The sequence below is a fragment of the Pseudomonas sp. PDM16 genome (assembly GCF_014851865.1).
Taxonomy (GTDB): domain Bacteria; phylum Pseudomonadota; class Gammaproteobacteria; order Pseudomonadales; family Pseudomonadaceae; genus Aquipseudomonas.
Window position 1 is genome coordinate 951,372 of sequence record NZ_JACVAM010000002.1, and the last position, 11,902, is coordinate 963,273.

Consider the following 11,902-nt stretch of genomic DNA (forward strand, 5'->3'; position numbering starts at 1 on the left):
CCCGCAACAGGGCCTTCCAACAACAAAACCCTCCGGCAAGGAGGGAAAGCGCATCAGCCGCTGCATCGTCGGCCACGGATTGCCGAGCGAATGTCGCGAACGAGGAACTGCCATGACTCGCACTCCCCTATACAAGACTCTATACGTCCAGGTACTGGCGGCCATCGCCATCGGTATCCTGCTCGGGCATTTCTATCCCGAGACCGGCGTGGCGTTGAAGCCGCTTGGTGACGGTTTCGTCAAACTGATCAAGATGGTCATCGCTCCCATCATCTTCTGCACCGTCGTCAGCGGCATCGCTGGTATGCAGGACATGAAAGCGGTGGGCAAGACCGGCGGCTATGCGCTGCTGTATTTCGAGATCGTCTCCACCATCGCGCTGATCATCGGCCTGGTCGTGGTCAACGTGGTCGAGCCTGGCGTCGGCATGCACGTCGATCCGGCTACCCTGGATGCCAGCAAGATCGCCGCCTATGCCCAGGCTGGCGAGCAGCAGAGCACCATCGGCTTCCTGCTCAACGTGATCCCGGCCACCGTGGTCGGCGCGTTCGCCAACGGCGACATCCTGCAGGTACTGTTTTTCTCGGTGATCTTCGCCTTCGCCCTGCAGCGCATGGGTGACTACGGCAAGCCGGTGCTGGAGTTCATTGATCGCATCGCCCACGTGATGTTCGGCATCATCAACATGATCATGAAGCTCGCGCCGATCGGTGCCTTCGGCGCCATGGCCTTCACCATTGGCCAGTACGGCGTTGGCTCGCTGGTGCAGCTTGGCCAGCTGATGATCTGCTTCTACATCACCTGCGTGGCCTTCGTGCTGATCGTGCTCGGCGGTATCGCCCGCGCCCACGGCTTCAGCATCCTGAAGTTCATCAAGTACATCCGTGAAGAGCTGATGATCGTGCTCGGCACCTCGTCCTCCGAGTCGGCGCTGCCGCGCATGCTGGCCAAGATGGAGAAGCTGGGCGCCAAGAAGAACGTGGTCGGTCTGGTCATCCCTACCGGTTACTCCTTCAACCTGGACGGTACTTCGATCTACCTGACCATGGCTGCTGTGTTTATCGCCCAGGCGACTGACACCACCATGGACATCACTCACCAGCTGACCCTGCTGGCCGTGCTGCTGATTGCTTCCAAGGGCGCGGCGGGCGTTACCGGTTCGGGCTTCATCGTGCTGGCAGCCACCCTGTCCGCCGTCGGCCATCTGCCGGTTGCCGGCCTGGCGCTGATCCTGGGTATCGACCGCTTCATGTCCGAGGCCCGCGCGCTGACCAACCTGATCGGCAACGGCGTTGCCACCATCGTGGTCGCCAAGTGGTGCAAGCAGCTCGATGAGGACACCCTGCAGCGCGAGCTGGCCAGTGGTGGCAAGAAAGATTCAGTACAGGGTGCGGAAGTAGCCTGACGATCCTCACCGCCCGCCTCGCGGGCGGTCTCTCCTGGCCCGTCCTTCGAGACGGGCTTTTTTTGCTCCGGCGTTCCCGGGGACGGTCCATCCACTGGTTTTCTTGCTCTGACGTGACATCGGATCGAGGCTGACCGAGCGGTATTGCTCGAAGGTCGGCTTTTCCTCGGCCTCGGCACTGGCTAAGCTCGCGGTTCCGCACATGCAGCAGAGGCTTTCCCATGTCGCAGCAACGGCCTGCCGCCGATATCGCCCGAATGATCCTCGATGGTTTCGACGACTATCGTGCCCACTTCCGCGAGATCACCAACGGCGCCCGCGCCCGCTTCGAGCAGGCTCAGTGGCAGGAGGCACAGCGCGCATCGGCGGCGCGCATCAGCCTCTACGAGGAGAAGGTGGCGGAAGTCACCGGTCGCCTGCATGAGGCCTTCAATGACGAGCAACTGCTGGACATCGATCTGTGGCCGCTGGCCAAGAGTGCCTATATAGGCCTGATCGATCTGCGCAACGACGATGAGCTGGCAGAGACCTGGTACAACTCGATCTTCTGCGGCCTGTTCAGCCACGATCAGATCAGCGACGGCTGCATGTTCATCCATACCACCCGTCCTTCCCTACGCCCCCACGAGCGCACTCCGCAGACGCGCAGCTACCATCCGCGCGGGGATCTCAATCGGGCGCTGCGACAGATCTTCACCGACTACAGCTACAACGCACCTTTCGAGGATCTGGACCGCGACCTGGACAAGCTGGAGCAGCAGCTACGCACCAATCTGCCGGATTGGGTGTGCAAGGATCAGGAACTAACCATCGAGCTGTTCTCCTCGACCCTCTATCGCAACAAGGGCGCCTACCTGGTGGGCCGCATCTTCACTCCTGACGAGCAGTGGCCATTGGTGTTCCCGCTGTTGCACCGCGAGGGGCAGGGTGTGCAGATCGACACCCTGATCACCGACGAGGCCGAAGTCTCGATCATCTTCTCCTTCACCCGTTCCTACTTCATGGTGCGAGTGGAGATTCCGGCGGAGTTCATCGGCTTCCTCAAGCGCATCCTGCCGGGCAAGCACGTCGCCGAGCTGTACACCTCGATCGGCTTCTACAAGCACGGCAAGTCGGAGTTCTACCGGGCACTGATCAACCACCTGGCTGGTACCGACGACAAGTTCATCATGGCTCCCGGTGTGCGCGGCATGGTGATGAGCGTGTTCACCCTGCCGGGCTTCAACACCGTGTTCAAGATCATCAAGGATCGCTTCTCGCCGTCGAAGAACGTCGACCACAACACCGTGATCGAAAAGTACCGGCTGGTGAAGAGTGTCGACCGGGTAGGGCGCATGGCCGATACCCAGGAGTTCTCCGACTTCCGCTTCCCGCTGGCCAAGTTCGACCCGGAGTGCCTGGCCGAACTGCTGGAGGTGGCGCCGTCCACCGTCGAGATCGAGAACGGCGATACCGTGCTGATCCGCCATTGCTGGACCGAGCGGCGTATGACCCCGCTGAACATCTACCTGGAACACGCCAACGAGGCCCAGGTGCGCGAGGCGCTGGAGGACTACGGCCTGGCGATCAAGCAGCTGGCGGCCGCCAATATCTTCCCGGGTGACATGCTGCTGAAGAACTTCGGCGTCACCCGCCATGGCCGCGTGGTGTTCTACGACTACGACGAGATCAGCTACCTCACCGAGGTGAACTTCCGCCGCATTCCGCCGCCGCGCTACCCCGAGGACGAGATGTCCAGCGAGCCGTGGTATTCGGTGGGGCCGAACGACGTGTTTCCCGAGGAGTTCCCGCGCTTCCTGTTCGTCGATCTCGGCCAGCGCCGCCTGTTCAGTCAGTTGCACGGCGATCTCTACACCGCCGAGTACTGGCAGAGCCTTCAGGAGGCGATTCGCGCGGGCAAGGTGATCGACGTGTTCCCGTATCGTCGCAAGGCGGATCTGATCGTCTGATCGGCCAGTTTCTGGCGCCTGAAAATAGTCCCTACCGTTCGTCTGGGAAATGAAGGTTGCATGCTGGCTATCTGCCGGTTTGGTACGGATGTGCTAGACCAGATTAGGTAGGGCCAGGAAGTCTCCTTCAATTTCCCCAAGGACGGTCGCCTATGCGTCAGAACCTTCCCGTGACTCAACGCGAGCGCACCTTCACCAGTGCTGAGCGCCTGATTTCCACCACCGATCTGAACAGCAAGATCACCTACGTCAATGATGCCTTCGTGGCCATCAGTGGCTTCAGTCGTGAGGAGCTGATCGGAGAACCGCACAATCTGGTGCGGCATCCGGATATGCCTCCCGCCGTATTCGCCCATATGTGGGACATCATCAAACAGGGCAAGCCCTGGATGGGGATCGTCAAGAATCGCTGCAAGAACGGCGACTTCTACTGGGTCAGCGCCTACGTCACTCCCGTGTACGAGAATGGCCGGATGATCGGCTTCGAGTCGGTGCGAACCGTACCGACCGAAGAGCAGAAACGCCGTGCCGAAGCTCTTTATGGGCGCCTGCGGGCGGGCAAACCGCCGGTGTCGCGCGTTGACTACTGGACCTATGACTTCATCCGCAGCTGGCCGCTGATACTCGCCGGGTTGATCATCCTCTGCGCTCACTTCTTCCTGAAGGGGCTCTGGCTGATGGGCTTCACACTGGTGGTGATGTTCGCGCTCGGCTCCTATCAGCTGTACGCCAAGCGGCAGATGATCCGCAAGACGCTCTCCGAGCACCCACGGGCCTTCACCAGCGCGCTGGTGGCATTGACCTACAGCGATAACCGTGGCGCTCAGGCGCTGCTCGACATGGCGATGATCAGCGAGGAAGCGCGTCTGCAGACGGCGCTGACCCGGCTGGAGGATGCCGGCGAGAACGTACGTCAGCGTGCCGCCCAGTCCGCCGAGCTGTCACGCTCCGGCGCCGAGTTGCTGGAGCAGCAGCGCAGCGAAACGGACCAGTCGGCCACGGCCATCAACCAGATGGCGGCGACCATCCAGGAAGTCGCCCACAACGTGCAGAACACTACCCATGCTGCCGAAGAGGCGGACCGTCTGGCCTTGCAGGGGCGCAGCCTGGCGGGCGGCAGCCTGCAAGCCATGCAGCAGATGGCTGGTGCGGTGCAGGAAATCGGCCAGGCAGTGAACGAGCTGGCCGAATCGACCCAGTCCATCGGCAGTGTCGCCGATGTGATCACCTCCATTGCCGAACAGACCAACCTGCTGGCGCTCAACGCCGCCATCGAGGCAGCGCGGGCCGGCGAGCAGGGGCGTGGTTTCGCCGTGGTGGCCGACGAGGTACGAGCATTGGCCGGCCGGACCCGAGAGTCCACCGAGCAGATCCACCAGATCATCTCGTCGCTGCGTAACGGTGCGGACAAGGCGGTGAACACCGCCAGCCGTGGTGAAGAGATTTCCCGCGACAGCGTGCGCAGCGTCGAGGCTGTGCGCGAGGCGCTGGATGGCATCAGTCATGCGGTGAGCCGCATCACCGGGATGAGCCAGCAGATGGCCGCGGCCTCCGAGCAACAGGCGCACGTGGCCGAGGATATCAGCCAGCAGATCACCCGCATCGCCCAGCTGTCCGACCATAGCGCCGGGCAGGCTCAGCAGGGCGCGAGCATCAGTCAGGAGCTGGAGCAGATGGCCGAGTATCTGCACAGTCTGGCGGAGCGCTTCAACCGCTGATGAGCGCGTGCCGGTTCGGGACTCCGGCGCATGGCACCGGCCGCTGTGGCACACTGCGCGGCCGGAGGAACCTTCATGACCCGAGCACGCTGCGAGCGCTGCGCCCGCCCGCAGAATCATTGTCTCTGCCACCTTATCCCTCGGCTGCCAAGCCGGACCCGGGTGCTGATCCTGCAGCACCCGGGCGAGGAGGGGCATGCGCTGAACACCGCGCGCCTGGCTGCCCTGGGATTGGAGAATGCCGAGCTGCGGGTGGGGGAGAACTTCGCCGATCTGCAGCTGGATCCCGCCTATCGTGCCTGCCTGCTGTTCCCCGGGGAGGAGGCCAGGACACTGCCGTGGGCTTTTGAGGGTGGCGATGAGCGCCCGCTTTTGCTGGTGGTGCCAGACGGTACCTGGCGCAAGGCACGCAAGCTGCTCCATCTCAATCCGGAATTGGCTGCTCTGCCGCGCGCCTGCCTGCCGCTGGGCCTGCAGTCGCGATATCGTCTTCGCAAAGCGCCGGCCGAAGGTGCGCTGGCCACCATCGAGGCTATCGCAGTCGCCCTCGAACTACAGGATGCCCCTGCGCGTTTTGGTGCGCTGCTACGTCCCTTCGAGGCGTTGATCGAGGGGCAGATCGCCGCGATGGGCGAGGACACCTACCGGCGCAATCACGGCGGCTGAACGGCTCAGGGGTGTTCGGCGATCAGGAAGCTGTCGAACTGGATGCTTCTGGCGCCGAGGCGCAGCAAGCTGTCGGCGAACAGTTCGTTGCGGGTACTCTCGCAGTCCCAGGCGGCCTCCCAGTCGGCACGGCGCCGCCAACTCAGGCAGCCAAGCAGATGATTGTCATCGCTATCATGCAGTTCTGCCCCGAGGTAGCCACTGTTTTCCTGAAACAGCAGGCGCAGCTGCTGCAGGTATTCCTCCAGCCGTCGGGCGATGGCGGTACGTCCGCTGGCTTCCACTTCGATGTCGATCAGCAGGGCGAAACGGCCCGGGTCGCTGTTGTCCGCAGTGTTGCAATAGGCGCTGGGGATGAGCATGGCGTTGTCTTCCTGGGCTTGATGTCGAATGCCCGGGGAGGTTAAAACCTCAATCTAACTTGAGGTCAAGCGTCATGAAGAAGCATCTGCACACTCCGAGAGACCTGAGCGTTGGCGAGCTGGCGAAGCGCAGCGGCGTAGCGGTATCGGCCCTGCATTTCTATGAGGCCAGGGGGCTGATCGCCAGCAGCCGCAACGCCGGCAACCAGCGGCGCTACCCGCGTGACGCACTGCGGCGGGTGGCGGTGATCAAGGTGGCACAACGGGTCGGTATTCCTCTGGCGGAGATCGCGGTGGCACTGGGTGAGCTGCCGCAGGGGCGCAACCCGACGGCTGCGGACTGGGCAGCGCTGTCGGCACGCTGGAGGGAGGATCTGGATCAACGCATCGAAAAGCTGCTGATGCTGCGCAACCAATTGGATGGTTGCATCGGCTGTGGTTGTCTTTCTCTGGAGGCCTGCCCGTTGCGCAACCCCGGCGACCAGCTGGCGGCGGAGGGGCCGGGTGCGCACTGGCAGGCGGAGTAGGTGAGCGGCGGAGTCTAGCGCTCGCGCATGGCTTCGGAGCGGGCTTTGAGCACCGGCTTGAGCAGGTAGTCCAATACGCTCTTCTCGCCAGTGACGATATCTACCGTGGCAACCATGCCGGGAATGATCAGCAAGGGATGGTCGTCCTTGCCCAGATGGCTTCTGTCAGTGCGCACCTGGATCAGGTAGAAACTGTTGCCTTCCTCGTCGGTGATGGTATCGGCGCTGATCAGTTCCAGCTTGGCCTTGAGCCCGCCATAGATGGTGTAGTCGTAGGCGGTGAACTTGACCATGGCCTTCTGGCCGGGGTGCAGGAAGGCCACGTCCTGCGGACGGATCCGTGCCTCGATCAGCAGGTTGTCCTCCAGGGGTACGACTTCCACCATGGGGTCACCGGGCTGCACCACGCCTCCGATGGTGTTGACCTTGAGCAGCTTGATCACTCCGTGCACCGGTGAGCTGACGGTAGTACGGCTGACTCGATCTTCGATGGCCACGCTGGTGGAGGTGATCTTCTTCAGCTCGGTACGAACCTCGTTGAGTTCTTTAAGCGCCTCCGTGCGGAAGGCCAGGGTCGATTCGTTGAGCTTGCTCTCGATCTCCTGCATGGCGGCCTCGGCGCGAGGGATAGCCAGATTGGTGGCCTCCAGCGATCCGCGCATCTCCACCGCGCTGCGGCGCAGGCGAAGTATCTCCACTTCCGAGATGGCACCCGCGGCCACCAGTGGCTGTGACATGTTCAACTCCTGCTGCACCAAACCCAGGCTGGAGCGATATTGCTGAGCCTTGGCACGGAACTCAGCCAGTTCCTGGGTCTTCTGCCGCAGCTGTTCTTTCAGGGTGTTCTGCTCTCCCGCCAGCCGCTGCTGGCGGGAGCGATACAGTGCCAGCTCATCCTCGGCCAGTTGCGGGGCCTCTTTCACCAACTCGTCAGACAGGGCGATGGGGCGTCCCTCGGCCTCGGCGCTCAGACGCTCGACCCGGGCTTGCAGGGCCATGCGATCGGCCTCGGTTTCACCTTTGTTGGAAATGAAACGGGTGGCATCGAGGCGTAGCAGTACGTCGCCTTTGTTTACCACTTGGCCCTCGCGGGTAAAGATTTCGGTGACGATGCCGCCTTCCAGATTCTGGATGACCTGCACCTTGCTTGATGGAATCGCCTTGCCCTCGCCGGTGGTGACTTCCTCCAGCACGGCGAACTTGGCCCAGACCAGGGCGACGATCAGGCAGGCACTGACTGCCCAGACTGTAGCGCGGGCCAGCCAGGGCGAGTCTTCGAGGATTGCGCCGTCCACCTCGGGCATGAACTCGGTGTCCTGCTTCTGCTGCCGCAGGCTGCCGAAGTAGTCACGCAGGGATTGCGTCAGTTCCATGCGCTATCTCCTAGACCGCTGCCGGGCCGACCCGGCCACGGCGCAGAGCATCGATCACAGCTTCTTTCGGTCCGTCGGCCACGATATGGCCATAGTCCAGCACGATCAGGCGGTCGACCAGGCTGAGCATCGAACTGCGGTGGGTAATCAGTAGCAGGGTCTTGCCCTGGGACCAGCTCTGAAGCCGATTGCGCAGGATGTCTTCGCTGGTGTTGTCCATGGCGCTGGTGGGTTCGTCCAGCAGCAGGATCGGAGGGTCTAGCAGCAGCGCGCGAGCCAGAAGCACGGCCTGGCGCTGGCCGCCGGACAGCAGCTGGCCGCGCTCGCCCACGGGCCGGTCGAAGCCCTGCGGGTGCTGCCTGGCCAGCTCGGACACCCCGGTCAGGTCGGCCACTTCCAGCATGCGTGCATCGCTGACATAGCGGGCACCGAGGGTGAGGTTGTCGCGCAGGCTGCCTGCCAGCAGCGGTAGGTCATGGGCGACGTAGCCTATCTGATGGCGCAGGTCGGCTACGTCCAGTTGGCGCAGGTCCAGGTTGTCGAGTAGGATCTGCCCCTCGTTCGGGGTGTAGAAGTTCATCAGCAGTCGCGCCATCGTGCTCTTTCCGGAGCCGCTGCGGCCTATGATGCCGACGCGCTCACCAGCGGCCATGTGCAGGCTGACCTTGTTCAGGGCCGGGGCACTCTGGCCGGGGTAGCTGAAGCTGACCTGGCGCACGTCCAGCGCGCCCTTGAGGTGGGTGCGCTCCAGCGGGCGCTGCTTGGCCTGGCGCTCCTGAGGCAGAGCCATCAGCGCGTCAGTACTGGTCATGGTCAATCGTGCCTGTTGATAACGGGTGATCAGGCTGGCGATCTGTCCGAGTGGGGCGAGCACCCGGCTGCCGAGCATGTAGCTGGCGACCAGGGCTCCGACGCTGAGATTGCCGGCGATGATGATGTAGACCCCGGCGATGATCGTCGACATGCCGGCCAGCTGCTGGAGGAACATGGTTCCATTGGTGGCCAGAGCGGCGAGAAAACGGGCGTGGCTGTCGAGACGGGTTAGGGCACCATGGGTTTTTTCCCATCGGTGCTGGCGTTCACTCTCGGCGCTACAGGCCTTGAGGGTTTCCAGGCCACCCAGTGTCTCTATCAGCAGCGCTTGTCGCTCGGCTCCTAGTGCCAGGCTCTTCTGCACCGTATCGCGCAGGCGGGCCTGAATGATCAGAGCGAATACTGCGGTGATGGGAAAGGCCAGCAGCGGAATGATCACCAACCATCCGCCGAGCAGTCCGATGACCAGGATCATCAGCAGGGAGAAGGGTAGATCGATCAGGCTGGTCAGGGTGACTGCGGTAAGGAATTCGCGCAGGCCCTGGAAGTCATGGATGCTCTGGGCAAAACCGCCGACCGTAGCGGGCCGAGCCGCCATCGACATGCCGGTGATGCGTTCGAAAAGGGTGGCGGACAGCACCACGTCGGTCTTTTTGCCAGCTACGTCAAGCAGGTAGGAGCGCAGGACACGCAGTAGCAGCTCGAAGCCGGTGCCGATGAACAGTCCGATTGCCAGGACCCACAGCGTCGAGATGGCCTGGTTGGGCACCACCCGGTCGTATGTCTGCATGACGAACAACGGCACCATCAGGCCCAACAGGTTGATCAGCAGGCTCGCGAGTACGGCGTCGGTGTAGAGCCAGCGGGACAGCTTGAGGGTGTCTCGAAACCAGGCCTCGACTCTGGGGACCAGCGGAGTGCGGCTCTCTTCCAATTCATGCTGTGGCTTGGCAAAAAAGGCCTTGCCGCTGTACTCGATTGCCAGGTGGTCCCGGTTGACCCATTGTTCGCCCCCGTTGGCTTCGCAGGGCAGGATCAGCAGCTGATTCTTCGGGCCCATCTTGCGCAGCACGGCGCTGCGGCCGTCCTTGAGTAGCAGCAACACTGGCAGGTTGAGCGGTGAAATGGCCCCCAGCTCCCGGCGCAGAACTCGCCCCTGCAGGCCAGCCCGGGCTGCCGCGCGTGGTAGCAGGTCCGGACTGAGGCGTTGCTCGGGCATCGGTAGCCCGGCGGATAGGCTCGCACGACTGGCAGAGCAGTCATGCAGATTGCAGAGAATGAGCAATCCGTCCAACAGCGGGTCGTCGTGACTCTGCCGCTGGTCTTCGGAGGGACTCCGTTCCATGGTGGTCAAGGTCACTACTCCTGAGAGGTCACCCCATGCCGGCGGCATGGAGCAACATCTTCGCCGGGATTACTTCATTTCCGGCAGGCGGGCCTCGCTCTTCACTTCCGTGAGGGCTACGGCTTCGGCCGGGGCTACTACGTTCTGTTTCTTCAGAAGCTCGCCCATGGCAGCGATGACCCGGTACATGGAGAACTCTTCGGTGTAACGCACTTCGGTATAGCGACGATTGGCGGTGAAGAGCTCGTTGTCACTGTCCAGCAGGTCGAGCAATGACCGCTGGCCGAGACTGAATTGCTGCTGGTACGCCTCGCGTACGCGAGAGGTGTAATCCGCATAGTCGCGGGCTTTCGGTGTTTGCAGTCGGGCGTTTTCCATGGCGTTCCAGGCTAGCGAGAGGTTCTCGTTGACCACGCGTAGTGCATTGTTGCGGATGTCCATGGACTGGTTGATCTGGTGTGCTGCCGATTGCAGCCGGGCCTTGTCGCGCATGCCGTTGAACAGGTTGTAGTTCATTACCACGGCAGCGCGCCAGGTGTTGTAGTGACCCTCGTCGCCCTGGGTGTTGTCATCGGCGGTGGTGGCCAGCTCCAGATCGAAGCGGGGGTAGAAGGGAGATTTTGCTACCTCGTACTGCTTCTCGGCGGCATTCACGTCAGCCTGGGCGGATTTGAGGAAGGGGTTGTTGTCCATCATGGCCTGCTGTGCGCTGCCTACATCGGCCGGAAGCTCTCCCTTGATGGAGGCAGGCAACTCGAGCTCGTCCGGCATGCGCCCGGTGGCGCTGAAGAAATTGGCTTCCGCGTCGGCCAGGTTGACCTGCTCGGTATAGAGGTTGTTCTCAGCCAGCGCCACGCGGGCTACGGATTGATCCAGGTCTGCGGTGCTGCCGACGCCGCGTTCGCTGCGCAGCCCAATCTGATCGTTGATGCGTTTGTGGGCCTGCAGGTTGTTCTCTGCCAGTGTCACCATTTCGCGCCGTTTGAGCACCTCCAGGTAAACCTCGACGGTACGCAGAGCGAGGCTCTCCGAGGTGCCTTGCACGTAATAGGCTCGGGAGTCGACCACCGAGCGGGTGCGCGCCACCTCGTTGGGCGTGTTGAAGCCGTCGAAGAGCATCTGGCGCAGGCGCAATTCGGCATCGCGATAATTCAACGTTTCCTTGTTGTGGTCACCTAGCGCGCGAGTGCTGGGGCTGTCGGTCTGCTCACGGCCATAACCCATCAACAGGTCCACTGTTGGCAGGTAGCCACCCTTGGCCATCTTCACTTCCTCATCCGCGGACAGACGATCATTCATGCTGGCATGCAGCTCTGGGTGATTGTCGATGGTGCTCTGGATAGCCTCCGAGAGCGTCATGGCCTGAGCCTGTGAGCAGGCCGCGGCCAGTAAAATGCTACTGCAGAGCGGTGTGAGAACGCGCATGAGGGTTTTCTCCTTGAAGTGTTGATTTTGTTCCTGTCGCCAATTTTATGGCGTTTATTGGCAGATAAAGAGATTTTCGTCCCTAACATCACAGATAAGAACATCTTCGAAGGTAGCTAAGAAAAAATCTTCACATAAGTTATGCGAAAAAAGTCTTATGCACTCTGTGATATCCGGCACATTGTTTCTCCGGTAGGCCGCGCAAATCAAGCTTTTCAGGCGGTTTCGCAGTTAGAACGGATGGTCAATCGCAGTTTGGAGCATAAGGGGCGGGGATGTTTTCGAGGGAAGGGACCAGTGCAGTTGGTGCGACATTTTT

General features: G+C 62.0%; 8 protein-coding genes and 2 pseudogenes. 6 read left to right on the top strand and 4 right to left on the bottom strand.

Annotated elements, in window-relative coordinates; genetic code table 11:
- Positions 1-112 precede the first annotated feature (112 nt).
- From IB234_RS10920 to IB234_RS10935, 5 genes and pseudogenes are all read left to right on the top strand, one after another.
- The gene (locus IB234_RS10920; RefSeq protein ID WP_192317383.1) at positions 113-1,405 is read left to right on the top strand and encodes a dicarboxylate/amino acid:cation symporter; all 1,293 of its coding nucleotides are present in this window, start codon (positions 113-115) and stop codon (positions 1,403-1,405) included.
- Positions 1,406-1,626: 221 nt separating this feature from the next.
- A complete protein-coding gene (aceK, locus tag IB234_RS10925) occupies positions 1,627-3,354 on the top strand; it encodes a bifunctional isocitrate dehydrogenase kinase/phosphatase (protein ID WP_192317385.1) in 1,728 nt (575 codons plus the stop codon).
- A gap of 152 nt (positions 3,355-3,506) precedes the next feature.
- Positions 3,507-3,788, top strand: a pseudogene (locus IB234_RS24390) (PAS domain-containing protein); the annotation flags it as partial.
- Positions 3,789-4,106: 318 nt separating this feature from the next.
- Positions 4,107-5,072 (top strand): annotated as a pseudogene (locus tag IB234_RS24395) (methyl-accepting chemotaxis protein); the annotation flags it as partial.
- A 75-nt stretch (positions 5,073-5,147) separates the two neighbouring features.
- On the top strand, positions 5,148-5,738 hold the full coding sequence (locus IB234_RS10935) for a tRNA-uridine aminocarboxypropyltransferase (protein ID WP_192317389.1): 591 nt from the start codon (positions 5,148-5,150) through the stop codon (positions 5,736-5,738).
- 5 nt (positions 5,739-5,743) lie between these two features.
- Here IB234_RS10935 and IB234_RS10940 read toward each other — a convergent pair whose 3' ends face one another.
- The gene (locus IB234_RS10940) at positions 5,744-6,100 is read right to left on the bottom strand and encodes an antibiotic biosynthesis monooxygenase (RefSeq protein WP_192317391.1); all 357 of its coding nucleotides are present in this window, start codon (positions 6,098-6,100) and stop codon (positions 5,744-5,746) included.
- A 74-nt stretch (positions 6,101-6,174) separates the two neighbouring features.
- Between IB234_RS10940 and soxR the strand changes: the two genes are divergently transcribed.
- Positions 6,175-6,627 carry a redox-sensitive transcriptional activator SoxR gene (gene soxR / locus IB234_RS10945; RefSeq protein ID WP_192317393.1) on the top strand — a complete coding sequence of 151 codons (453 nt, stop codon included), beginning with the start codon at positions 6,175-6,177 and terminating at the stop codon, positions 6,625-6,627.
- Between the two features lie 14 nt (positions 6,628-6,641).
- On the opposite strand, the gene IB234_RS10950 is transcribed toward soxR, so the two are convergent.
- From IB234_RS10950 to IB234_RS10960, 3 genes are all read right to left on the bottom strand, one after another.
- Positions 6,642-8,000, bottom strand: coding sequence for an HlyD family type I secretion periplasmic adaptor subunit (locus IB234_RS10950; protein WP_192317395.1), 1,359 nt, complete (start codon positions 7,998-8,000; stop codon positions 6,642-6,644).
- Between the two features lie 10 nt (positions 8,001-8,010).
- Positions 8,011-10,158, bottom strand: a complete 2,148-nt coding sequence (locus tag IB234_RS10955) for a type I secretion system permease/ATPase (RefSeq protein WP_192317814.1) — start codon at positions 10,156-10,158, stop codon at positions 8,011-8,013.
- 69 nt (positions 10,159-10,227) lie between these two features.
- Positions 10,228-11,583 carry a TolC family outer membrane protein gene (locus IB234_RS10960; RefSeq protein WP_192317397.1) on the bottom strand — a complete coding sequence of 452 codons (1,356 nt, stop codon included), beginning with the start codon at positions 11,581-11,583 and terminating at the stop codon, positions 10,228-10,230.
- Positions 11,584-11,902: the final 319 nt, after the last annotated feature.

What these genes read in the sequence shown, in the direction of transcription:
- IB234_RS10920 (WP_192317383.1), top strand. Translation starts at nt 113, where the DNA reads ATGACTCGCACTCCCCTATACAAGACTCTATACGTCCAGGTACTGGCG.
- IB234_RS10960 (WP_192317397.1), bottom strand. Translation starts at nt 11,583, where the DNA reads ATGCGCGTTCTCACACCGCTCTGCAGTAGCATTTTACTGGCCGCGGCC.
- aceK (WP_192317385.1), top strand. Translation starts at nt 1,627, where the DNA reads ATGTCGCAGCAACGGCCTGCCGCCGATATCGCCCGAATGATCCTCGAT.
- IB234_RS10955 (WP_192317814.1), bottom strand. Translation starts at nt 10,158, where the DNA reads ATGGAACGGAGTCCCTCCGAAGACCAGCGGCAGAGTCACGACGACCCG.
- IB234_RS10950 (WP_192317395.1), bottom strand. Translation starts at nt 8,000, where the DNA reads ATGGAACTGACGCAATCCCTGCGTGACTACTTCGGCAGCCTGCGGCAG.
- soxR (WP_192317393.1), top strand. Translation starts at nt 6,175, where the DNA reads ATGAAGAAGCATCTGCACACTCCGAGAGACCTGAGCGTTGGCGAGCTG.
- IB234_RS10940 (WP_192317391.1), bottom strand. Translation starts at nt 6,100, where the DNA reads ATGCTCATCCCCAGCGCCTATTGCAACACTGCGGACAACAGCGACCCG.
- IB234_RS10935 (WP_192317389.1), top strand. Translation starts at nt 5,148, where the DNA reads ATGACCCGAGCACGCTGCGAGCGCTGCGCCCGCCCGCAGAATCATTGT.